This window comes from Nostoc sp. LPT, assembly GCF_017115165.1.
Taxonomy (GTDB): Bacteria; Cyanobacteriota; Cyanobacteriia; order Cyanobacteriales; family Nostocaceae; genus Nostoc.
On record NZ_JABXKF010000139.1, the window covers coordinates 168581 to 193345 of the forward strand.

Annotated in this window: 18 protein-coding genes and 1 pseudogene; 1 reads left to right on the plus strand and 18 read right to left on the minus strand. The window is 40.6% G+C overall.

The features are described 5' to 3' along the window. Positions 1 to 23: 23 nt before the first annotated feature. Positions 24 to 1211, minus strand: a complete 1188-nt coding sequence (locus tag HWQ58_RS26520; RefSeq protein WP_292869471.1) for a SpoIIE family protein phosphatase — start codon at positions 1209 to 1211, stop codon at positions 24 to 26. Between the two features lie 149 nt (positions 1212 to 1360). On the opposite strand from HWQ58_RS26520, the gene HWQ58_RS26525 reads away from it, so the two are divergent. Beyond that, on the plus strand, positions 1361 to 1789 hold the full coding sequence (locus HWQ58_RS26525) for an anti-sigma regulatory factor (protein WP_292869474.1): 429 nt from the start codon (positions 1361 to 1363) through the stop codon (positions 1787 to 1789). 20 nt (positions 1790 to 1809) lie between these two features. On the opposite strand, the gene HWQ58_RS26530 is transcribed toward HWQ58_RS26525, so the two are convergent. The 17 genes and pseudogenes from HWQ58_RS26530 to HWQ58_RS26610 all read right to left on the minus strand — a co-directional run bounded on the left by HWQ58_RS26530 (position 1810) and on the right by HWQ58_RS26610 (position 24754). Continuing rightward, positions 1810 to 4233, minus strand: coding sequence for an ATP-binding protein (locus HWQ58_RS26530; protein ID WP_292869477.1), 2424 nt, complete (start codon positions 4231 to 4233; stop codon positions 1810 to 1812). Between the two features lie 5 nt (positions 4234 to 4238). Beyond that, positions 4239 to 4763 (minus strand): Rab family GTPase, encoded by a 525-nt coding sequence (locus HWQ58_RS26535; RefSeq protein WP_292869480.1) that lies wholly within the window; start codon positions 4761 to 4763, stop codon positions 4239 to 4241. 50 nt (positions 4764 to 4813) lie between these two features. Beyond that, positions 4814 to 6994 carry an OmpA family protein gene (locus HWQ58_RS26540; protein WP_292869483.1) on the minus strand — a complete coding sequence of 727 codons (2181 nt, stop codon included), beginning with the start codon at positions 6992 to 6994 and terminating at the stop codon, positions 4814 to 4816. 172 nt (positions 6995 to 7166) lie between these two features. After that, positions 7167 to 7802: a hypothetical protein gene (locus tag HWQ58_RS26545; protein WP_292869486.1), complete on the minus strand. Its 636-nt coding sequence runs from the start codon at positions 7800 to 7802 to the stop codon at positions 7167 to 7169. Positions 7803 to 8047: 245 nt separating this feature from the next. Further along, the gene (locus tag HWQ58_RS26550; RefSeq protein ID WP_292869489.1) at positions 8048 to 12742 is read right to left on the minus strand and encodes a response regulator; all 4695 of its coding nucleotides are present in this window, start codon (positions 12740 to 12742) and stop codon (positions 8048 to 8050) included. 232 nt (positions 12743 to 12974) lie between these two features. Next, on the minus strand, positions 12975 to 14234 hold the full coding sequence (locus HWQ58_RS26555) for a hypothetical protein (protein ID WP_292869492.1): 1260 nt from the start codon (positions 14232 to 14234) through the stop codon (positions 12975 to 12977). Between the two features lie 337 nt (positions 14235 to 14571). Continuing rightward, complete coding sequence (locus HWQ58_RS26560; protein ID WP_292869494.1) at positions 14572 to 14784, minus strand: CopG family transcriptional regulator; 213 nt, start codon at positions 14782 to 14784, stop codon at positions 14572 to 14574. 178 nt (positions 14785 to 14962) lie between these two features. Next, positions 14963 to 15337, minus strand: a pseudogene (locus HWQ58_RS26565) (histidine kinase dimerization/phospho-acceptor domain-containing protein); the annotation flags it as partial. A gap of 258 nt (positions 15338 to 15595) precedes the next feature. Then, the gene (locus HWQ58_RS26570; RefSeq protein ID WP_292869497.1) at positions 15596 to 16261 is read right to left on the minus strand and encodes a glutathione S-transferase family protein; all 666 of its coding nucleotides are present in this window, start codon (positions 16259 to 16261) and stop codon (positions 15596 to 15598) included. Positions 16262 to 16328: 67 nt separating this feature from the next. Further along, positions 16329 to 16463 (minus strand): hypothetical protein, encoded by a 135-nt coding sequence (locus HWQ58_RS26575; RefSeq protein WP_292869501.1) that lies wholly within the window; start codon positions 16461 to 16463, stop codon positions 16329 to 16331. 45 nt (positions 16464 to 16508) lie between these two features. After that, the gene (locus tag HWQ58_RS26580; protein ID WP_292869504.1) at positions 16509 to 16676 is read right to left on the minus strand and encodes a hypothetical protein; all 168 of its coding nucleotides are present in this window, start codon (positions 16674 to 16676) and stop codon (positions 16509 to 16511) included. Between the two features lie 406 nt (positions 16677 to 17082). Beyond that, positions 17083 to 17568, minus strand: coding sequence for a VOC family protein (locus HWQ58_RS26585; protein WP_292869507.1), 486 nt, complete (start codon positions 17566 to 17568; stop codon positions 17083 to 17085). Between the two features lie 106 nt (positions 17569 to 17674). Next, positions 17675 to 18646: a glutathione S-transferase family protein gene (locus HWQ58_RS26590; RefSeq protein ID WP_292869510.1), complete on the minus strand. Its 972-nt coding sequence runs from the start codon at positions 18644 to 18646 to the stop codon at positions 17675 to 17677. Positions 18647 to 18814: 168 nt separating this feature from the next. Further along, the gene (locus HWQ58_RS26595) at positions 18815 to 20845 is read right to left on the minus strand and encodes an amylo-alpha-1,6-glucosidase (RefSeq protein WP_292869513.1); all 2031 of its coding nucleotides are present in this window, start codon (positions 20843 to 20845) and stop codon (positions 18815 to 18817) included. Between the two features lie 186 nt (positions 20846 to 21031). Then, complete coding sequence (locus HWQ58_RS26600; RefSeq protein ID WP_292869516.1) at positions 21032 to 21673, minus strand: GNAT family N-acetyltransferase; 642 nt, start codon at positions 21671 to 21673, stop codon at positions 21032 to 21034. A gap of 262 nt (positions 21674 to 21935) precedes the next feature. Further along, entirely contained in the window at positions 21936 to 23195 is a 1260-nt protein-coding gene (locus HWQ58_RS26605) for a hypothetical protein (protein ID WP_292869519.1), read from the minus strand. A gap of 20 nt (positions 23196 to 23215) precedes the next feature. Then, positions 23216 to 24754 (minus strand): NACHT domain-containing protein, encoded by a 1539-nt coding sequence (locus HWQ58_RS26610; RefSeq protein ID WP_292869522.1) that lies wholly within the window; start codon positions 24752 to 24754, stop codon positions 23216 to 23218. Positions 24755 to 24765 lie beyond the last annotated feature (11 nt).

Sequence of the window (24765 nt, forward strand, 5' to 3'; positions counted from 1 at the left end):
TTTAAGTATACATACCTGATATTCTAACCAAAATTAACTTTTACTAAAGATAAGTCATCATCAAGATTATCTTGAGTATTTAAAGTGAGAATCTTCGTTAAAAGTTGATTGAGGTTACAGGTATTCTGACTATATTTGGTTAGTAAGTCAATGAAAGCATCGATCCCCCAAATTTTACCATCTGACTGATTAATTTCATAAGCACCATCACTAAAGATGTATAAAGTGCTGTTTTCTTCAACCTCAAAAACAGCATCTTCAAATTGAACTTCCGGCAAAAAGCCAATTGGTAAATCTAGAGAAGTTAGCTGTTTAACTTCGATGTTGTTCGTGGAGGTATTAGATAACAGTAAAGCTGGTGGATGTCCGGCATTGGCATAAATGAGTTGACGTTTAAGGCGGTGATAAACTCCATACCAGATTGTAAAGTATTTATCACCGTGCTTGCTCATTTGGAAGGCATGATTGAGGGCTTTTAGGACTTCACTTGGTTGAGAAAAGTTAGTGTTCGGTAGAGATTGCGATCGCAAAACATTCAACACCGATACCGATAGGAGGGCTGAACCGACTCCGTGACCAGATACATCCAACAAATAAATTGCCAAGTGATCCTCGTCAATCCAATGATGGTCGAAACAATCGCCCCCTAGTTGTGCTGAGGGAATAAACAGATTTTCTGTAGTTACTGCTCCGACAAGCGGTGAGGGTAAAAGCGATCGCACATAATCAGCAGCCTCAGCCAATTCTGCTTCTAAAATTTGCTTTTGAGTTTGCAAATCCTGATTTAGTGTCTCCAAAGCTTGCTTTTGACTTTGTAAATCCTGATTTAGCTGGTGTAACCTTAGTCCTGCTCTTACCCGTGCTTTCAATTCATTCATCTCTATTGGTTTAGAGATAAACTCATCCGCTCCAGCGTCAAGTCCCCTAACTCTATCTTCTTCCTCTCCTCGAGCTGCTCCCTTAGCCGTCAATAGAATAAAAAAAGTAGTTGCCAACTCTGGATCTGTTCTAATTCGACGACACACTTCTAGCCCATCTACCTGGGACATCATCCAGTCACAGATAATCAGGGCAGGATGTAGCAGTTGTGCTTTTATAATTCCTTCTTCGCCATTACTGGCTACAGTAGTCTCATAACCCTGCCTTTGGAGTGTACTTTTCAGTACTGCTCGCACTGTCGGATCATCATCAATAACCAGAATTTTAAACATAAATTACAGTTTACTAAGTAAAACGAGCGTAAATAGTTGCTTTAATTTAACTTATATGCAATTGAGTTTTTAATGTATAGTAAAAATACTCAAATTAAATAAACTAATTAAGGAATATGATGATTTAACAATATTTTATTAGTTAAGAAGTGAATAATAAAATTTCTCTCAAAGTCAACACAGACCTGACAGCTTCATCTCAAGTTTTGTCTTGGTTCGAGCAGATAAATCAACCACCTATTACCGATAAACAAATTTGGTGGCAATGTCAAACTCTGATGATAGAAGGCTTTACTAACATTGTTGAACACGCCCACAAAAATTTACCTATTGAAACTCCGATTGAGATGGAAGCTGTGCGGTTAGATGAATATATAGAAATTCGCATTTGGTCTGAAGGTGAACCATTTGATTTAGAACAGCAATTGCGCCAAACATCTGAATTTGAGGATAACGATCAAGAGCGCGGGCGTGGTTTAAAAATCATGTCCGCCATTGCCGACAAATTGAGTTATGAGCCGACAGAAGATAATCGTTACTGTTTATTTATTAGTAAATCGTACAAAAAAGACCTATGATTGGAGTAGGAAGACACTGACTACTGACTACTGATTAAAAACTCTTGGATGCGCTTAATAAACTCTTCTAACTCTACGATTAAGTTAGTAGTACCTCGACGTTCTTGGTTTATCGCTAATTGTTCTAGTTTTTCTGCTGCCAGGTGCATGGTTGTAACTCCCATATTGGCACTAGCACCTTTAATTTGATGGACTTGGAGCGCTATTTGCTCAAAGTCATGAGCTGCGATCGCTATTTTAATTAACTCTAGACGAGGTTGAATATCTTCAACAAACATTTGCAGTAGTTCCAATTCAAATTCTGGGTTGTTTTCTGAAAGTTGATGCAAGCGTTCCCAATCAATTGGGAGGTCAACCGAACCGACATCTGTTGTAGAAATCTGCTCTGTGGCTTCTTTTGCTCTGAATATTACACTTCCCCAATACTCTAGCGTCGCGGCCAAATTTTCTTTCATCACCGGCTTGCTCAAATAGTCGTCCATTCCGGCATCTAGACACATTTGTTTGTCTTGTTTCATTGCATTAGCTGTCATCGCAATTACCACAGGACGACGACCATTAGCAAAGCTACTTTCTTGCCAACGATGAATTTCTTTTGTGGTTTCCAAACCGTCGAGAATCGGCATTTGGCAATCCATCAGAATTAAATCATAAGGAATCTTTTCTAATAGCTGCAATGCTTCTTTCCCATTATTAGCGACATCAGCACTGTAGCCCAGGGTTTTGAGTTGCTTCAAGGCTATTTTCTGATTCACCAGATTATCTTCAGTTAAAAGAATTCTTAATTTATGTAGGTCAGGAGACGGGGAAGAAGACGCGGGGACGCTGAATAACTCCTGACTCTTTAACACCAGTTGCTCCACTTGGGGAGACTCGATGGCTTTTGGTATCTCCTGTTGAGGGAAGACCGCACTGGCTCCTGCCGACTCCTCTGGAATAACAGAAGCGGCAATCGTAAAGTAAAATGTACTACCTGCATTAAGCACACTTTCAACCCAAATTCTGCCACCCATTAACTCGCATAGTTGCTTGCAGATGGCAAGACCTAAGCCAGTACCGCCATATTGTCGAGTAATGGAGGAGTTAACTTGACTGAAGACTTTAAATAAACGCTTCACGCGATCGCGTGGAATTCCGATGCCTGTATCTTTAATACTAAACTGAATTTCGTCAGTATTTGCAGCAGAAGAATGATTAATATCGCTATTCTTGCGGGTTATAACTGAAACTTCTATGCTTCCAGTTTCGGTAAATTTAATCGCATTACTGATTAAATTAATCAAGACTTGGCGCAGTCTGGTGATATCTCCCACTATCGTAGTAGGAAGTTCAGGACTATCTAAAAATGTGAGTTTTAAACCTTTTTCTCTAGCTGTAGGTGCAAGCATATAAAAAGCCTCATGAATGCAATTTCGCAAAGCAAAAGGCTCCTCTTCGAGTTCTAAGTTGCCCGATTGTATTTTGGAGAAGTCAAGGAAATCGTTAATAATTTTGAGTAAAGAATTTCCACTGGTATAAATGGTTTCAACAAAGTCTTGCTGTTCAGCAGTCAATTCAGTATATTGCAGCAAACTGGCCATACCAATTACTGATGCGATCGGAGTCCGAACTTCATGGCTAATCATCGCTAAGAATTCCTGTTTAGCAAGTTCTGCCTGCTTTCGTTCAGTCATGTCTCGTAAAATGTAAACATAACCTTGAAAATGTTCAATTTCTGTTTTTACGATTGAAGATGAAAAAGCTACAGGAATTGTTTTACCACTTTTGGTATAACAAACGGTTTCTACTTCTTTTACTAAAGAATTTATGTCTGGCCTGTGGGATATATCAATATCTTCAATTATCAATGGATACTTATTGACTTCTCTAATAACTTTTGCGATCGGTTGACCAATAAGTTCTATTTCGTTATATTGCAATAAAATTTGTGCGGCATAATTCATTTTTTTTATCTCGCCTGATAGCGTTGTCACTAACAAGGCGTCTGCCATTGATGTCACAATTTGGTCAATATATTGTTTAGAAGCTTTTAAGTTACGTAGCAAAAGATTTGCTTCATTTGCACCTTGAAATAAAGATTGCTCAAGTACCATCCGTTCTGTAGCGTCTTCGACAACGATGGTTAGTCGATTGCTGGAATGGTCTTCTTGAAGATTATTAGTAATACGAATATCAATATACAAAGGAGAAGCCGTATCTTGCGATCGCATAATTCCTTTTAATTCAAAATTATCTTGTTCTCCCTGTAAAATTGCATCAAAAATATCTTCAAGTCCCTCTAATTCTGGAAACACAATCCGAACATCTTGATCGACCTTTAATTCATTAGGAATATCGACAAAATGATTTAATCCCAAAGATATTTCTATAATCTTGAAGTTTTCATCAATTATCAAATATTCAATACTACATATAGATAACAACCTTGTCGAAAATGAATTCATCTTAATTAAATTAAACGAATGGCTAAAGTTTGAAATATTTTATCAACATTATTGCCAGTTTTAGCTGAAGTTACATAAGTGTCTAATATATTAGCTTGATTGGTGAATTGATACATTTGACGAATATTTTCTAAATATTCGGCTGCAATCATATCTGATTTGTTCAGTGCAACAACAACATAACTGTTGGGATTAACAGCTAAAAAAGTTTGAATATGCTCCTGGATATGATTGAGTGTTTCTGCTTGTGTCACATCACCGACTATCACAGCACCTTTAGAACCTTGAAAATAATTGTTAGCAACTGCCTTAAACTTATTACTGCCTTCAATATCCCAAATTATCAACTGTAATTTTTGTTCACTAAGTAGATTTTTTTCGGAAACACTAACCAATTTACGAGAGATTTTTACTCCTACAGTTGAAAGGTATTCATCACTAAACTGACACTCCACAAATTGGCGAATCAGACTAGTTTTACCAACACCAAAATCACCAAATAAGCAGATTTTTTTAGAGATTGTAGACATAGTTGAAGAAAAATAGAGAATGTTTTATCCGAATCATAGCTACTATAAACTTAAAATTGCTTGTTTATCGGTTCTAGAGCGACACAGCGGCTTAACCACAAGGGTTGAGTTTCATCAATTCCTGGTGGTAAATTTGTCCTACCAATGACCTGTAGGCGAGATGGCTTGATGCCTAATTTAATCAGTGCTTGTTGTACAGCCTTTGCTCGCGCCAGTGCCAATTTTTGAGATTTGTTCGCACCAGTATGGTCACTATAACCAATAATTTTTAAATGCTTATTTGGGTGCCGATCGAGGAAAAACTTGACCTGTTGAATCTTATGCGCTATGTCTGCCTTCATTAAACTCGCTGAGTCGGGTTGAAAATAAAATCGAACTTCAATCTGTGGGGGTTCTACTCGCACCACACTAGACACAGATTTTACGCCTGGAATTTGTTCAAATGCATTCTTCATAATCTGAGCATCTGCAATTCGGTTGACAGTTCCTTCAACAGCTACTTTACCAGCGATGTATTGAGCGGAAATTGCTATATCGTCAGTCTGATTTAAAACTGCTGTGACTCGTTTGACTTCAGCAGCAGCTAATACGGGGTCTGCTGGTACATCTACTAATAAAATTTGATTGTTAATCAACCAATTAGGAGAGGTGATTTTGACTGTTTGCTCGGCTTTCTGGCGAAGAAGTTGATTAGGTAATCGTCCTGTTAATTTTAATTTGTTGTGTTCTACTTTTACAGTGAGCCGATATACTGCTAGTTCTGGAACAGAAGTTAGAGCCAACAAAGTTTGATTTTCAATGGAATGTATAACCCCACTACGGTATTGCCAAATACCCCAAGGAATGAAAATGCTACTGATAGCTGTTAAACCTAATACCAGTAACGGTGAGATTTTTGTTTTCTTTTTCTCCTGAATACCTGTATTTTTCAGTTCTTCTAGAAGTGTATGAATTTCAATAGGAATTAAATCTGGGTCGCCATCATACTTTTCAATTAAATCACCATATTTTTTAATGATTGTGCTGAAGACTTGCCGCATTTTCCCAATAAAGTTTTTGCTTGGCTCTCCGCGCACAACAATCGCTAAATAACAGTATCCTGCAACTTCTAAAATTATTTTGGATGTCCCGTATTCAATTGCATCTAATTCTGTTATGCTTCCAGATTGATTGATGCAATCATTAGCAAAGCTGCGAATTGCTGTCAGCATTCCTGCTACCATTTCAGCTTCTAACTGCTCTACATCAGAGTGCTGAATATCTGAGATCACTAAACCAGATGCTTTATGAATCAAGAAAATAGCTTGAATTGTAAATGGTAGAGCTTCTCTAAGAATTAATTCTGCTTCTGAAACTCCCTGTAGCTTGGCACGAATTTTACGTTTAATGCCTTCAACGCTGAGGGTTTCTTCAACTTGTCGGTTAATGGCACGGATTGTCTCTGCCATATATTTGGCTATGGTACTACCAATAACTGGGTAGAGTGCATCCACCACAATATTCTGCTCAATTTCAATTTGCTTTTTTATGGCTCGTCCCATTGCCGGAGCGATCGCATCTGAAACTTCTTCTGGAGCTATAATAATCTGTTGGGAAATAGCTAGAGGGATTACAGGTGCGATCGCCTCACTCATGCTAACTTTATCCTGTTCAGTGCGACTGCGGATAGTCTCATCGATAATAGGAGCAATTATCTTGACAATTTCCTCTTTCGACTCTGTAATCTTCAGCCTTAAAAGCTCAGAAATCAACGGGAGTAGTAGATTTATTAGCTCTTTAGGATCGTAAATTTGATGTTCTATTTTTGTTAATTTTTGTTCGAGTTTAGCTGTAATATTGTTTACTTCTGCTAGCTCATATCCGACCAATATCTCCCGTAATTTTTGCAATGCATCCTCTGAGTTATCTAATTTTTCCTCAAATTCTGTAAATATTTCAATAGATTCTTCTAACTCTTCTTGAGTAGTTTGTGAGTAATTAGATATATCTTGAGGAAAATTAAAATTCGATTCTAAATAAGCTTCACATACTTCTAATGTCACTGGAGGAAGTTGCAGTAATTCAATTTCTTCTGGAATATACTCATTACTATTATCAGTTTCTGATGGTAATAAAGGAGATTGCTCAGGGGATTCGATAATTTTGAGATCGATAAGCAAATGCAGCAAATTGTCAAGCTGCATAGCTGTTTCTGACTTCAACTCAACAGATTGAGAAACCGAATTTTCCACCTGAGTTATCCTTTTTAGAGTGATGTTAGCAGTAGCGGGGTGTTTCGCCCGTGCTGTTAGCAGTAGCGGGGCGTTTCGCCCGTGCTAAGTTAGGGGTTATTAGTTTGGAGTTTGGAGTCATTATCTCCTTCATCTCTCTTTACTTAATTACGAATGTAATTCTGCTCTACTGTTAGAGTGAGTTAACACTTACTTTTGACAACTTTGTAGTTTCTAGAAGCGGTACAGCAGTATATTCGTCGCTGCGTTCATTGGCTGCTTCTCGCAATTTAGGAATAAATTCAGTTTCTTTCAAACGCATTCCTAAGGCAAACAAAGTTTCAGCCATATCGTCTTTAGAAACTTTAGTGTCTGTCAACTGCGAGAAGCGTCGCTCTATTTCTTCTAAAATCAGATCGCGTAATGCCGTAACATCATCTTGTAATTGAACTTTAGTTTGAAATATTTCATCTCGAATCGAGGTAGTTTGGCTATCTAAGGTTTCATCAAGCGACTGAACGCTGCTAGAAAACTTTTTATTAAGTCTATCAACCTGTTGCCGTAAGTCAAGAGTTTCTTCTTGAGTTGCGAGGCTAAATGACTTCAGCTTTTTATCCAGGGACTCAAACCCCGCTTTTAGTTCAGCCGAAAAGTTGGACTTGAGTTGCTCGACATGCAATCGCGTCTGTTGTTGCAGGAGAGATATATCAGACTCCAGCTTGCTAAATCGATTTTCGTACTCTCTTAGCTGTGTTCCAAGAATAATATCGCGGATCTGATCGATATTGCCAAGTCTTTCTCGTACATCGTCTCTACTCATCTGACTCATTAGTAAAACCTCACTTTTCAGGAATCAATTGGGAATAAGAGGTGATGCATTTAACTGACATTTAGGCTAAAAATTCTTAGCTTATGATGCAGCTAACTCACCGAATATACTTTGTTAGTATTCCCAATCGTTCACGCTTTCTATCTGAAAAATAGGAAATGAGTAATGAGAAATGGAAAATCAGTGTTTTTCATAACTTACTCAGAAAAAATGCTCCAGTTAATTTATTAATAAATATTATTTTTTCAGTTTTTGGCGTTACTATCTTTACAGTTCAAAAATTCTTCGATGCGTTTAACAAAGTCTTCTAACTCTACGATTAAGTTACTAGAACCTCGACGCTCTTGGTTTATCGCTAGTTGTTCTAGTTTTTCTGCTGCCAGATGCATGGTTGTAACTCCCATATTGGCACTAGCACCTTTAATTTGATGCCCTTGGAGCGCTATTTGCTCAAAGTCATGATCTGCGATCGCTATTTTAATTAACTCTAGACGAGGTTGAATATCCTCAACAAATATTTGCAGTAGTTCCAATTCAAATTCTGGGTTATTTTCCGAGAGTTGGTGTAAGCGTTCCCAATCAATTGGGAGGTTAACTGCACCGACATCTGTTGTAGAAACTGTTTGCTCTGTGGCAGCTGTTTCTTTTGCCTGGAATATCACATTTCCCCAACGCTCTAGTGCTCCCGCCAATTTTTCTTTTATTACTGGCTTGCTCAAATAGTCATCCATTCCGGCATCTAGACACATTTGCTGGTCTTCTTTCATGGCATTAGCTGTCATTGCAATTACTACAGGACGATAACCACTGGCAAAGTAGCTTTCTTGCCAACGATGAATTTCTTTTGTGGTTTCTAAACCGTCGAGAACTGGCATTTGGCAATCCATCAGAATTAAATCGTAGGGAATTTTTTCTAATAGTTGCAAAACTTCTTTCCCATTACCAGCAACATCAGCACTATAACCTAGACTTTGGAGTTGCTTCAAAGCAACTTTCTGATTCACCAAATTATCTTCAGCTAAGAGAATTCTTAATTTATGGGAGTTAGGAGGTGAGAACCGCGAACTAGGAGAATAATAGTTGCGGTTGTTTTCATAATTTTTCAGTTTTAAGTCCTGAATTCTGACTTCTGACTCTTCTTCGAGCTGCTTTCCTAAAATAGTCATGATGGTATCGAGGAGTCGGGACGGCTTAATAGGTTTGACTAAATAAGCTGCAAATCCTATTTTTAGCGCTCGTTGGATTTCATCGCGTTGATTAGTAGAGGTAAGCATAATCAAGGGTAGCCCAGCGATCGCTGAATTTGCCTTAATTTGTTCTCCTAAAGTCATACCATCTACTTCTGGCATCTGCATATCAATTACAGCTATGTCATAGAAATTTTTTTGCTTGGCGGCTTCCTGAATAGCTTTGAGGGCAGTAGTAGCCGAAGCAGCCTGATCCACTAGCATCCCCCAACGGGTAGCTTGATGGTGGATGATTTTGCGATTAGTAGCATTATCATCTACTACTAACAAGCGCCGATTCAGCAAAAGTTCGCGTTCGCCTTCTAAGGAAATAGGGTCAAGTTGCTTGGCGAGAGTTACTTCAAACCAAAACTTAGATCCTTTCCCCAAGCGACTTTCTACGCCCATTTCTCCTCCCATCAAGCTTACCAGTTGCTTGCAGATGGCTAATCCCAAACCTGTGCCGCCATATTTACGGGTGGTGGAAGCATCTACTTGAGTAAATGGCTTAAAGAGTTTGGATTGATCTTCAGGGGTAATGCCAAGACCGGTATCTGTAATCGCAAAATAGATAGTGGCTGTAGTCAGGGAAAGCGTACGCAATTCTGCTCGTAATACTACCTCTCCCTTGCTGGTAAACTTGATCGCATTGCCAATCAGGTTCATGAGAATTTGTCGCAAGCGGCCAGCATCGCCTTGGAGCTGGGTGGGGACGTTGCTGTAGATTAATCCTGCAATTTCTAATCCCTTATGATGAGCTGAGGGAGCCAATAATTCCAACACCTCTTCTACACAGGTAGATAAGTCAAAATCTAGAGTTTCTAGTGCCATTTCCCCAGCCTCTAGTTTGGACAGATCCAAAATTTCGTTAATCAGGCTTAAGAGAGCATCGCCACTAATGCGAATTGTTTCCATAAAATCCCGCTGCTCGGAGTTTAGGGGAGTTTCTAACATTAAGCTTGTCATTCCCAACACAGCATTCATGGGAGTCCGAATTTCATGGCTCATGTTGGCCAAAAAGGCACTTTTGGTTTGAGAAGCTAATTCAGCTTGGTGACGAGCAATTTCGAGTTCTCGTCGCTGTTGAGTTTCTGCATCTAACATTTGGGCTTGGGCTAAAGCAATACCTACTTGGTCAGCTATTTGTCGTAAAAGATGAGTTTCAAAGCTAGACCATTGGCGAGAACTGCCGCACTGATGGACAATCAGCAAACCGCAAAGTTCTTCTTTGACAAGAATGGGTATGACTAAATTACACTGGACTCCAAATTGTTGCAGTAATTCGAGATGATTTTTTTGGACTTCAGCTATATCTAAGTCAGCAAGCCCCAGATTCGGTTTTTGACGGTACTGTTGTAGATAGTACTGCTGGATGTATTCGGCTTGAAAGTAAGTATCAGTAAGCTTTTTATCTTTAATTGCCAGCCAGCCAGAAATTACTGCCTCAACCACGGTGGCTCCAGAGCCATCAGCCTTTGGCTGATAAATCAAAACTCGGTCGCTATGGAGAATTTTTTGCACCTCGGTTACAGTAATTTGGAGAATTTCTTTGATTTGCAAAGACTGACGAATTTTGAGGGTAATTTCAGTAAATAGTTGCGATCGCAAGTTTTGGCGTTGAAGTTGTTCTTCTGCCTGCTTGCGCTCAATAAACTGCCCTACTTGCTCACCAATCGAATTCATGACTTTTGCCAAATCTGGGTCAGCTTGCTGGATCTTATGGCTAAAGCAGGTAATGACACCGATAACTTTTTTACCACTACGGATCGGAAAACCGAAAGCTCCGTGCAGTTCTGCTTCGGCAGCGATTTGAGAGCGGATGAAACTTTGATCTTTAGCGACATCAGCAATCCAAACAGGTTCAAGACTAGCCCAGACACGACCAGGCAGCCCAATTCCTGGTGCAAACGTAATCTGCCGACTGAGGATGTCAAATTCTTGCATCTCGAAGGAGATTTTATACCATGAATTTAACAAAGACAGTAGATTTGATCGCGGATCTAGCATCCAAAATTCACTTAAATCCCATCCCAAACTTTCGCAGATTCCTTGCAGGATTTGGGGCATGGCTTCGTTGATTGTAGTTGACTCTGCCAAGACGCGGGTTGTAACATACTCAGCTTTCAGATGTTGTTCAGCTCGTTTGCGTAAGCGCAGCTCCTCGAAGACATCGGTGATATCGATACCTGTAGCAACAATGTATTCAACGTAGCCCTTATGGTCTTGCAAGGTAGTGTTAGTCCAGGCAATCAGCCGCCGACTGCCATCCTTAGCTACCCAATAGTTTTCGTACTCATTGGGCCCTTCACCAATTCGCAACTGCTCAAAAACTGCCTTAACTTGCTCTACCTCTTCAGGAAGTAAAAACAGGTTCCAGAAATGCCTTCCTTTCACCTCATCAAATGAGTAACCAGTTATTTGTTCACAAGCTTGATTGAAGCGAACGATTTGTCCTTGTGTGTCAATAACTATTACCAAAGCGCTGGCTGTATCAAGGACTGCTGAGATAAAGTTGCGTTCTTGGTTTAGTGTTTCCTCTGTTAATTTACGCTCTTTTACCTCACGAGAAATTAAATAGTAGACTATAGCCAGAATCAGAAAACTTAGAAAAATAGCAAAAGCCAGTGTCAAAAGCGTGGTGTTAGCACTGGCTTTTGCAGCTTGTGACTGCTGTTGGAGCAACCTTTTATCCTCACTCTCTATCTCATGTATGACCTTACGGATATCATCCATGAGATGTTTTCCCTGATTTGTCTGGATTAACTGCAACGCTGCGTCGAATCCCTGATTTTGACGCAGGTCTATAGTCTTCTTGAGTATGGCAAGTTTTGCAGCTATCAGAGATTCAAGGGTTGCGAACTGCTTTTGTTGGTTAGATTGATCTGCGATTAAATCCCTCAGTTCGACAATTTTGCGATCAATGTTTTTAACTACTGCTTGATAGGGTTCTAGATAACTTTCTTGTCCAGTGAGGATGTAACCGCGTTGTCCAGTCTCAGCATCTTTCATCTCGGACAGTACTTCTTCTAGTTTATTGATTTTATCTTGGGTTTTTTGTACTTGCTTATTTGTATCAATCAATATACGTGTGTTTTGAGAAGAAATCACGCCAATCAAAATTAAAATTGCCGATGCTAATCCAAACCCTCCGGCTATTCTTTGAAAAAATTGTTTGCGTGTCTTCTGCGCCTGTTTGCGTGTATCACTTGCCAATACCAAACTTGCTAAAGTGCGGCGCATTTCTAGTTGTTTAATTACCTGGCGACCGAGAATTCGTAATGCTTCAAGTTGTTCTGGAGAGAGGTTTCTTGGTACATGGTCAATTACACAAAGTGTTCCTAGTGCATATCCTTCAGGGTTCGTCAGCGGGACACCAGCATAAAACCGAACATTTGGGTCAGAGGTAACAAACGGGTTTGTCGCAAACCTTTCATCTTCTGTGGCATCAGGCACAACAAAAACTTCAGGTTGCAGAATAGCATGGGCACAGAATGCCAAATCGCGGGGTGTTTCTAGGGCATCCAAACCAACTTTTGACTTGAACCACTGACGATTAGTATCAATTAAGCTGATTAAGGCAATGGGAGTTCCACAAATATATGAGGCTAAACGGGTGAGGTCGTCAAAGGCAACTTCCGACCGAGTGTCGAGTATTTTATACTCCAAAAGAGATTCGATTCGCTGTGTTTCGTTATCAGGTAATGGTGCTTTCATTCTTCAGCCTTATACCATTTTGGATTTTAAAAAACAGAATTCAGAATTCAGAATTCAGAATTCTGAATCCAGGAGTTAGGAGTCAAAATTAAGAATACTTTGATAGTCAAAGTTTATAATTTGAAGAAAATCAAAAAATCAAAAATGTATAGTGCGCTTGATTCTATATTCATTCTGAATTCTGACCGGAGCAACGGAAACGTCTCCGGCTCCGCTCCTGAATTCTTTTTTGTTAAAACTTGACCCGCAACTGTCCTGTGAAGGAATTACCACCGTAGGTACTTCCGCCGGTTTCTTGATTGCGGACATTACTAAAGCTATAGCCCAAGTCTGCTTCTATACTGGGCGACAGTTTTACCGTACAACGCGTTTGATAGGTATTGGCATTGTCAAATTCTCCTTTAAGTCGCTGCCGTCCTAAATTGGCAGCGAGGCGACAGCGTAAGAAATTAGTAATATCTCCCTCCCAAGCTACCTCACCGTTGTAAACTAGAAAATCTGGTGGAGAAAAATAACCGCTTGTGCGTTCTAAATCGCGATCGTAACTCCAAGTAAATAAGTTAGCTGCCAAAGAAAATTGTCCGAATTTGCGCTCTAACCTACTAAAAGACTGCACATCTGAATTACCATCGTTGTAACTACCCAAACGCAATGATGAAAACAAGCTAGTGTCACGGTCAATCTGCCAGTATAAATCAGGCCCAAATCGCCAAGCAGTAATTTGATTGTTTAAAGTTCGAGCATTGGATTTATAAGGCCCTTGTTCTAAATTACCTGATAGTACTACTACCGATAGCAATCGACCTGATGACGAAACTCGCGGCGGCGAAATAGGAGCCTCCACCTTAGCATTGAGATTGATAGCTGTGGGTAAACGATTGAACACATCGACTCCAGCTGCTGTTTGTAGAGTCACTTGTCCAATTTTTCCTTGCCATCCAACTTGCAAGGGAAAATTGGTTACTGATTCAACACCCCGTTGCTCAAATAAGTTAAAACCTGTCTTGAAAAATACTTTATTGCCATTTCTCAATCGAAACTGAACTGTTGGCTCAAGGAAAAAATTAGTTTGACCAAAGTTGTCTGTCTCATAGTGATAGTCTGTATCAATACTTTCCAAAACTGCATCCGGCGTTTTTGGTTTGGTGGAAGTTGTTGGTGGACTAGGATTCTGCTGCGGTGGTTCGGGTAGCGATGGTGGACTAGAATTCTGCTGCGGTGGTTCGGGTAGCGATGGCGGTAATCGCAAATCAGGATTGAAGTTTTCGGGTGCCACCAGCAAAATAGGTGTTGGCTCTAACCGATAGGGGAGTGGTTTTGAGTATTGCTCTGCTAACTCAGGATTAACTGTGGTGACTTGCTCAGTCAATTTTAAAGGTGATTTCCAGGTCTGATGTGCTTGGGCTGCTTGTAATTTAGCTGCTGATAATATCCAAATACCTACGCTACAGATTACTCCCAATTGAATCTGTAGGCATCCCAAAAGAAACATAGTGTACAAACTATATCGAGAAACAAAGAGATAAGGTCTAAAACTATATACCATCGGTTGATACTACATTTATAAATGAAAAACTGGCTGCCAAATAGTTTTCTGGCTGCTAGCTGATGTATTCGGACTGGGATTATGATGCCCATAATCGATGCTTGTTAAGACATGAGAAAAGGCAAAAGGCGTAAAGACCTTAATTTGGCGGGATATAGAAGTTCCCAGGTGCATGAAGTACATATTAAAACCTCACCCCCAACCCCTTTTTTTATCAAGAGGTTGAGGGTGAGGCTAAGTTGTACCTCATTCTGATTAGGAAACACTATATTCGAGTCGATAGTTAGTGTGATTTTGACCAACTACCAACAGTGATTTTTGAGTCTGCTGTTTCCATCTCAGAGTTTTCAGCATTGTCAACCTCAAGACTTCGGAGCAATTCTCGAATTACATCTGTTGCTGGTCTTCCTGTGAGAGTACAGTATTGTTCAAGTTTCTTCATTTCCTCGGTTGTGAGATTTACTGTCAATCGTTTAACAGCCCATTTTTTCTTCATAATTTTCTTTGATCTTCAATATGTTGCTTTTTCTTGAAATCACCAAGTCATTACAATTACTCCCGTAGTCCATAGCCTACACCACGGACTTATAAATCAAACATCTTTCATTATTTTCTTCCAACTTGAGCAAAGGAATGCCATAACCTTTGTCACAAACTTGAATAATCGCCCGTTATTGAAGCCGATCTAACTTAAAAATTATGGGTGTGTCAACATCAGAATACTTAATGGCATTATCAATTAAATTTAATAACACTTGTTTAAAGCGGCTATAATCTGCTTTTATTTCAAGTGGAGAAATCTCTGACTCGATTGTAATTGTGCGATCGCTATATTTTTTTGCGATTATTACAACTTCTTCAACCAAGTTATTCAGCACATAAGATTTCATTTGAAAATATAAATAACCGCTATCCGCACGTGCTAAATCAAGGAAATCTTGTAGCAGACGGATAGTGCGTTCAGCTTCTGATGCCGCAGTTTATAAAGCTTCTTGTTGAGTTTGGGTTAAGTTATTCTGCCTTCGCAAGACACTTTGCAAATAACCATGTAAGTAGATAGACATGAAAAATTATAAGATAAGAGTATGGATCACTGGAGTTTAGACTAAATGGTGAAAAAAAGCGGTCAGTCCTGTTGAACTGACCACGTTTTGGTCAATGCTGAGATTTAGGGAAAAATACACAGATTGACTATGATATTTGATAAGCGTAAAACTTTTCCGAGGTGGAGTGTACAGCCTCTTGGGTAACGGCAAAGACGCACTATTTGACTTGATGGATGCAGTGTTAGTCACACGTAGCGCTAGTCAGCCAGTCGGTTGCTTGCCAGTGAAAAGCTCTAATTGAGCGGCGAAAGCACGCTTGAAGGCGGGCCGCGCTTCGCCACGGGCGACATAGGTAGAGAGATTCGGATAGTCGTCCAGCATACCCGAGTCTTTCAACCTGAGCAGCACTTCCACCATCATCAGGTCGCCTGCGCTGAATGCGCCATCGAGCCAGTCGGCATCTCCAAGGTGACTGGAAAGTTCTCCCAGCCGGTTACGGATGCGACCTTCGACGACACGCAAGCGCTGCTCGTACCAGGCCTGATCACGCTCTAAGTACGTGGCGATTTCCCGATCAACGATTGGCGGCTCCATCGTGTTAAGTGCGGCAAACATCCATGTGATCGCTCGCGCTCGACTATTCGCATCGTCTGGCAACAGCCCTGTATGGCGCTCCGCGATATGGAACACTATCGCCCCCGACTCGAACAGGGCGAGATCACCTGACTCATAGGTTGGAATTTGCCCGAAAGGATGAAGCACACGGTGTGCGGGTTGCTTCATCTCACTGAACGAAACAAGACGAACGTTGTAAGGTTGGCCTACTTCTTCGAGCGCCCAGCGAACGCGCATGTCACGCGCCAGTCCCTTGCCGCTATCAGGCGACCGTTCAAAGGCGGTAATGGTGGGTGTCATTGTCAGGGTCATGGTGATTTCTCCTTTCGGTCCAATTTTCTGCTTTGGGTGTGTGTTCTGTCCGGCAAGAACAGCAACTCTAGATATCAGCGTCAAAGCTGGCATTAAAAGCACCGGCGGAACTATCGCAAAAAGACAGATGTAACACTATTGGTAATAGTGTTACATTTTGCGCGGCTGATGCTGCCGGCATCAGTTGGCCGCGGTCGCTCATGACCGCCTTGCCAACACTGGCGCTTGGTGGCAATGTAACAGTTATTTACGGCATTGTTACATATGAGCGAAAACGACCTTTTCGACCGGCATGGCAACCGCCTCTACAATCTTCAGCGGAAATCACAGAAGCCATTTGATTTAGCTGGCGCAGAGGTTGCAGAGAACGCTTAATATAAAATGCGATCGCAGGAGTTAAAACAATAATTGCCAAAACAAATCCACGAATTATTGTCTAATAATAATATAAATGCATTTACTAGTAATTAAAATAATTTCTGCTGAGAATTACCTTAATATTTTGAATCCTCGAAATTGATTCTGAGCCGGGGTAGTAACAACAAGGCTTTATTCCCTGATGTAAATATTTGAAGCATTTTCATAAAGGCGACAGAGAATCTGATTTGGATGTTGTTATGTTAAAGCGATCGCGTCTTTATCCTTGATAATTTTTTACTTCTTTAAACAGGTCTTTATACTCTGCACAATATTCATCTATGATGGAAACTGTTGGGTGAGCATAAGAAAGCCAAATGTTTCAAAATTTGTAATTATACATCCATTGCCCTACTTACCTTTTTGTAGCGCTTCGTGAAAACCCTGAAATGAAGCATCAACGATCAGGCAAACTTCGATATGCATACCATCAAGATCGGAAAATACAAGTTACAGCTATTTTCAGGTAAATAGATCCACGCGGTAGGGGCGCAAGGCCTTGCGCCCCTACGACAGGTGTGGTTCAAATACATGAAAATTGCTGTAAGTACTGGGCCAAGGTCGGCAATCGCGCCATCACTCACACCTCGTCGATCTATGAGTTTGCGGCGGATAATCTGAAATGCTGATTCTGTTGGGGCATTCAAAGCTAAGTGGTCGATGTGTCCTCGCCCAAACATATCCGGCAATCCAGAACTATGAATATTATTAGGCATCTCTGCTGCGTGAAGCACGCTTTGCAATCCAGCTAGCAGAAGTGCGTGACGAAAGGCTGGGGTCGTCTCTTGAAAGATTACTGGCATCTTGAATACATCAGTATAGAAGCCGATAAACCGGTCGATATCTGCTGTCACCACTGCAACATGGTGGATACCTGATACAAGATTCATGGTGTTACTCCAGTTGGATTGTGCAATTTCTTTTCTATGAATAGGCAGCGGTAACTTCTCTACGAGACGCTGCGCGTAGCTTGCTTAAGAGTAGGGGTACGTTAAGCTACACCTTAGTGAAGCGCTGGCGATCGTGCCGTTGGTCAAAATCAATAATCGGCCCCTTCGGCACAATTCGATTTGGATTAATATCAGTCATACTCATGTGATAGCCGCGCTTAGTATAGTCTAGATTGCAAGTCGCTTTGAACTCAGGACGCTGATATAGGTCTAGTAGATAATTCCAGAGATTTGGATAGTCGATAATTCGCCGCAAATTGCACTTAAAGTGACCGTAATACACTGAGTCGAAGCGATACAGAGTTGTAAACATACAAATATCGGCTTCGGTGAGTTGATTGCCGCATAAATACCGCTGCTCGTTCAGAATGGCTTCCCATCGATCTAAACTCTTGAAGAGTTCAGTTACCGCATCTTCGTAGGCTGCTTGCGAAGTCGCAAAACCAGCGCGATATACACCAGCATTGATTGGCAAATAGATTGCATCGATCGTTTCATCAATCTTATGCTGTAGGTCGTGTGGGTATAAGTCTATTTTTTGTGTTGCCAATTCCCCAAACTCTACATCAAACATCCGCATGATTTCGCGAGATTCGTTATTGACGATCGTTTGAGTTTGCTTATCCCACAACACCGGAACAGTGACTCGTCCTGTGTATTTGGGATCGGCTTTCAGATAAATCTCTTGCAAATATTGAGTGTGATTCACCCAGTCAGGAATAGCTCCCGGTGCTTCAGTAAACATCCATCCCTTGTCGCTCATAATCGGATCGACGATAGAGACTGAGATTACATCATTCAAACCTTTGATTTCTCGCATAATTAAGGTGCGATGCGCCCACGGACACGCCAAGGAAACATAGAGGTGATAGCGTCCTGCTTCTGCCTTAAACCCACTAGAACCATCGGCGGTTATGCAATCGCGAAACGTTGTCGGCGTTTCATTGAACTTACCGCTGGGATCTGATTTATTCCCATCGGTTGTCCATTTGCCTTCGATCATCATTCCTGACGGCATAATTTCCTCCTAACACTAACACTAGGGCGTGTCTATAAACTTTTGAAGATTACTTCAGCATTACGTCTTTCCTTTTCTGAAGGATGTTAATTTCTTAAAAATTCTTGACAAAATCGACTTTGTAGACAATCTCCCAATACGATTCGGATAAACAGGAGATTCGCCGTATCAACTCGTTGTCGCCAACCAAGCACGCAAAACCTCTGCTACTGTCCACGCTTGCGCAATACATCCCCGTGGAGTCATCGGAGCATCACCATCAAAAATTTCGCTGAGACTACCAACACCGTGCGTGTTGAGGTGATTAGCCATTGGTTCCAAAAATTGACGAGCCTGCTCAGGATTTTTGTAGACGCGCAAGTGTGCTAAGACGAACGGCCCCAACAACCAACCCCAAACTGTCCCCTGGTGGTAAGCACCATCACGTTGATACTGATTGCCACCGTATTTACCCTGATACTGGGGATGATTGGGAGCAAGCGATCGCAACCCATGAGAAGTTAGCAGCATTCGCCCACAAGCTTCCACCACACTCCTTTGCTGGGCAGGTGTGAGCGGACTTTCTGGTAATGACACAGCGAATATTTGGTTAGGTCGCAACAACGCATCATCACCATCAGGACTGTCTAAAACGTCATAGCAATAACCCGTCTCGTCATTCCAGAAGCGAGAAAATCTATACTTTGCCCGGTCTGCCATTGCTTCATACTCTTGGTGTGGTTTACCAAGGTGACGAGCAAACTTTGCCATTGTCCGTAAAGCATTATACCAGAGGGCATTAACTTCAATCGGTTTGCCAATTCGGGGCGTAACTACCCAATCGTCAACTTTGGCATCCATCCAGGTGAGTTGTACACCAGCAATGCCTGCATAAAGTAAGCCATCGGCGGCATCGAGGTGGATGTTGTAGCGTGTACCGCGACAGTGCCAATTAATGATGTCTGCAAGTATGGGAAAAAGTTCACCAAGCAAAGTATCATCGTCCGTAGCGCTGTAGTAGGCGCGGACTGCTTCAAAGTACCAGAGAGTGGCATCGACAGTATTATATTCTGGTTGCTCACCTGCATCGGGAAAGCGATTAGGTAACATTCCCTGGTCTACATATCTGGCAAAGGTGCGAAGAATTGAGCGTGCTACCTCTGGGCGACCAGTGGAAATTGTCAAACCAGGTAAACTAATCATGGTGTCGCGTCCCCAGTCGCTAAACCAGTGATAACCAGCGATGATAGTTTTACCCTGCGGGTCTTCTGGCAATGAGCGATCGACAATAAACTGGTCAGCAGCTAGTACTAGGTGGTTGATCCAGCTAGGTGATTCCTTAGTCTTGAGAGGTCGACTAGTTTTCCAAAATCCTGTTAACTTCTGCTCTTGAGTGCGACGTAACTTTAATGCCGCTTCACCATTGAGATTTGGTTGTTTTTCTGTGCTGGCTACAAACGCGTAGGCGTAGCCCGTCGTAGACATCGCTTCCCCAGGATTCAGTGTAACTTCAAAGGTGGCGGCGTGGAGGTGGTCTTCTTTATCTCTCAATCCCCGATAGCGTTCAACTGCCAAGTCAAAGCCATGATACCAATTGTGGACAACAGATGTACTAGTGCGTGAAATGCTGCGATCGCCTTTAGGTGAATCACTCACTAGATACAGTGGTACAGCACTCGGATAAGCAGTTACACAAATTCCTTGTTCTACCTCTTCTACAGACATCTGCCAACCATTACTTTGAGTGTCGCTGTGATAATCGCGGTAGTTGACTATTGCTTTGAGCGTCAATTTTAGCGGTTGAGTGGCACGACGCAAAGTATATTGGACATAAGTTGTGTTCGCGCCTTGTTGCATCCACACCCGTTTTTCTAATAAGGCATCAGCAACAGCAAAACGCCATACAGGAATTGTACCTTCCAGAGAAAAACGTTCAATATGTTGATAACCGTGGGGACTGACAATCCCATCTGCCCAACGATTTGTGTCTAGAGAATAAGAGCGGGTATCATACAGGACAGTTTCATCTAGTTTTGCCAGCAGTAAGGTACGACCCAGAGGTGGTTTCAATGCTGCTACCAATAGTCCATGATAGCGGCGGGTCAATAAACCAGCCACAGTCCCAGAGGCGTAACCACCAATACCGTTAGTAACTAACCACTCCCGCGATTCTGCAATATCAAGATTGCCGCAAATTTCCCGCCCAAATTCTATAGACATAAGTCACGCCACTTTGCTCTAAATTCAAAATTAACAATCGCCATCATGCTTTTCTCTCTGCGTTTTCTGTGCGTCTACTGATTTAAAAGTAATTTATTGAACCACACAGACGCAGAGAACACGGGAAAAAGAGGAATTATTGTCCAAAAATTTTACCCACTTTGAAAGAGCTACTCCTAACTTTTGTTAGATTGGAGATTGCTCCTCAGTTATTTGAGATTCACTCACTAGAGGATTAAGGACGACTTCATTAGCAACACTATCAGGCTTACGGGCACGAATTGCCGGACGCGATCGCCTATAACCTGCTCTTTCAGCTTTTTGGTGTTCGTAATCAATTAATCTGCCATAATATTCATGCTTGCTTAAATTCATCGACAAGAAAATATGCTGGCGGATATTGCCAAAACCTTTGCGGTTAAAAAACTTTAATGCTGAAGTATTGGTGGGGTCAGTGTCTACCAGCATAAACCGCGCTCCATCTTCAATCATCCGAGCGACGACTTTATCAACCAACTTGTCTGCAACTCCCCGACGCTGATACTTCGGGCTAACTCCCAGCCATAAAATATATCCATAAGTCCACGATGCTTTGGTGATGATGGTTCCTAAAATGAATCCTGCTAATTCTCCATCTGTTTCAGCCACAAGACAGTATTCTGGATCGGTGTTGTAAAGTCCAATCACCTCCCATTCGTCCCAAGTGCGGTATAAATAAGGATATAAATCGCTGGTAAACAAACCTTCTCCCAAGTGGTAAACGGGAGCAATGTCATCAATTCCTAATTCCCGCACATAAATTGCTTCTGTTTCATCAAAACTTGACATAAATTTAGAAGTTGTGATTGTTTAATATAGATATTTCTTTAATTTTAACGATATCGATATAGCAATTTTCGACTGGGTAGAATAGAAATTATTGTAGGATAGCACATTTGTGCTACCCCATCCGTGTATTTAATTCAGATGCAATCCACTATACAAGCTCAGTTTATAAAAACTTATTTTATCTATCAACTTTTTATGTATGACTGACTTGAGAAAGTGCAAAACTAAAAAATGAATAGTATTAATTTAAGGTAAAGCTTCACTATTGTGTCCGTTCTTCTTGATCAGTTTTTTGCTCGGAAGATAGCTTAAGTTTTTCTATCTGTGATATACACCAAAGCAAGTTTGTACTTGAATATTCTGCGTATTCCTTCAGTCTTTTATCACCGTGTTGTCCTAAATATTCAACTCTTTCAATCAGAATTTTGAACGGTAGATCACTTGTATGCAACAAACTTGTAAAATCGAAAAATACATTTTTAACTTTTTCTTGTTTCTCTAGTCTACTAAAAAATCTTTCTGAGGTTACTACAGCAATAAACTTACATAAATTGAGATGAGTTTCTGATGCCGATTCTTCATTGAAAAATTTGAGAATTCCAGGAAGGTTTGTTCTTTCTAGCTCAAAGGCTCTCCAAAAACGGATGTCCCAAAAGCTACTGTCCCAAAAGCCACATAAAACATCTAAACGGCTATCTAAACAAGACTGTTGTATTGCTATATCTGCAAGTTTAGCAAGAGCATCGGCTGCATCATGGTGTTTTATTCTTAATAAAATTAAACATACAAAGTAATCCCATTTAGCTGGTTTTTGCTCTTTTGTTAGTATCCGTTTTCCTGCTTTGAATAAACTCTCTATACAACTACTATCTTTCTCACTATTTAAGAATAAGACCGAGTGAACAACTTTCAAATTAGTCAGTGCTGCTAATGCCTGAGCTATTACAATTTTTTTATCGAGAGTATTAAGAATATTATTTATTGTGATCAATATTGGTTCAGCTTTTCTTAATCTTATTTCTTCTGGTAGTGATAAAAGCTTATTGATAACTTCTTTCTGAATTACTAATCCAGGATTTTCAGCAGCAGCTAAACAATTGCCTGCTAATATCACTGCTTGTGGATTCTTAGTTTGAATCAGTGCTTTTAAAATATTTTCTACAGAATCTTTTGAAGCAATTCCTGCATAAAGAGCCATAACCTCTGACCATTGAGGATGTGACCACTGAGAAAAGAGAAAAAGGCGATCATAATTTTTAGCCTCTTCTTTATAGTCTCCTTCCTTAATCGAAAGTGCAGCTAGATATTCTTGGAATGTTAAGTGACAAAAGCCATAAATACCTGGTCTGCGTTCTACTAACAATCCGCTTCTATCTCGAATATTTGCTAATATCTGCTTTACATCAGCTTTTTCGCCAACTTCATCAAGGGAATTAAAAAAAGACTGCTCAATCTTACTTTCTGCAATTTCAGCTACACCTTCAACTTGCATTTCAATAGCTAACCGACGCAGCAGTAACATCTTGCGAGGAAGTGGCAATCCTAGATAGCTTCTGGAAGTCCTCGTTTTTGATCCCAATGAAATAGTAAGCCTTCAACGCACCTTTGGTACAAAACTACTCGGCGATTAGGTAATTTGCCACCTTCATACTTTTGTACTAAGCAAAGTGTGGATAGCATTAGAGGGTTTGCAGCAATTCGTCGGACATAAGGGTTGCTTTGAGCGCTTTCAACAAGTGCGTCAGCACTTTCAGTACTTGCTTGCTCAATTTCCTCTGGAGATTTACTTTCAGCTAGTTCAATAGCTGTTGTCCAACGTTGAACATATTTACGAATTTGGTCTGAGGTGAAGTTGCAGAGTGTCACTTCGGTGAAACCTAGCTTTTGAAATTCTTCTGATTGATAGCCAGCAGGTCTTGAAGAAATGACATATCTCGAATTCGGATACATTTCCACAAAAGCAGTTATCCATGCGATTACTGCTTGACGCTTTTCTAGTATGACTTCATCAAGCCCATCAATTAAAAGCAGAACTCTACCTGCATCTAACTGACGTTGCAAAAAGCCAGGACACTTATCAGATAATACTTGATTCCCCTCAGCAGCTTGTAGTAACTTATCTGCTCCTGGTAAGTTCTTGAAATCTAACTCTCGGATTTTCACAAGAACAGGTACTACACCCTTCGTTTCACCAAATAAAATGTCACGGTTCGAAGCAACCAAAAGAAGATGTTGTAATAGAGTCGTTTTTCCACTCCCTGGCAAACCTACAATTGCACATTTTTTGTGTTCCGGGATAAATGTTTCTGCTGGCACTCTCTTCTCTTCACTTTCTCCACGGGATATGAAATTCTGTCTTTCATCTTCAAGCGAAATTAAACACTCAATTTGTTGAGTTTCAGTTTCTTGCTCCTGGAATAATTTGCTTATACTAATAACATCAGGTTGGACAAAAACAGTCGTTAAATCTAGAGAAACACTAGAAGATGCCCGTAAGGTAGAAGCGTCTATCCTAGCAAGTTTTCGCAGTAGATATGATCTGTAATATAGATTCTCAAACTTTTCATCATAACCTTCTCCACCACTTCCAATTTTATCAATAATTTCATTTAATTTACCTAAAATCTTGTCGATTCCCTCAAAGTTTTTTTTCCAACCTTCTTTTTCCCAATCAGCAAAACTCAATGCAACTTCACAGAGTCTTTCTGCTGATACTTGGAGAGCTATTCCAAATAGATACTCTAATTTCTCTTCTCTAATGGACTGAGGAACAGGATATCTCTCCAAAATCTGGTCAACAACTTTTTCTGGTTTCAGCGATGCTGATGCAAGTAGTTCCGCATTTATTTGTGATACATTGATTGCTTCTTGGACTTCGTAAATAATTAACTCTACTCGACTTTCACTTAGCTTTTCACTTTCAAAATAATTATTTAGTAGTTGTCCTGCTACATCAGCACACTCGCCTATCTTACGTTCTACATTTCTCTGATTGAGAAAATTACCAATCTTATCTTTGACTGGTGCTAAAATTACTCCTCCTAGAAGCTTCTCAAAGAATCCGATAGAACTATCTAGCATACTTGTATAGA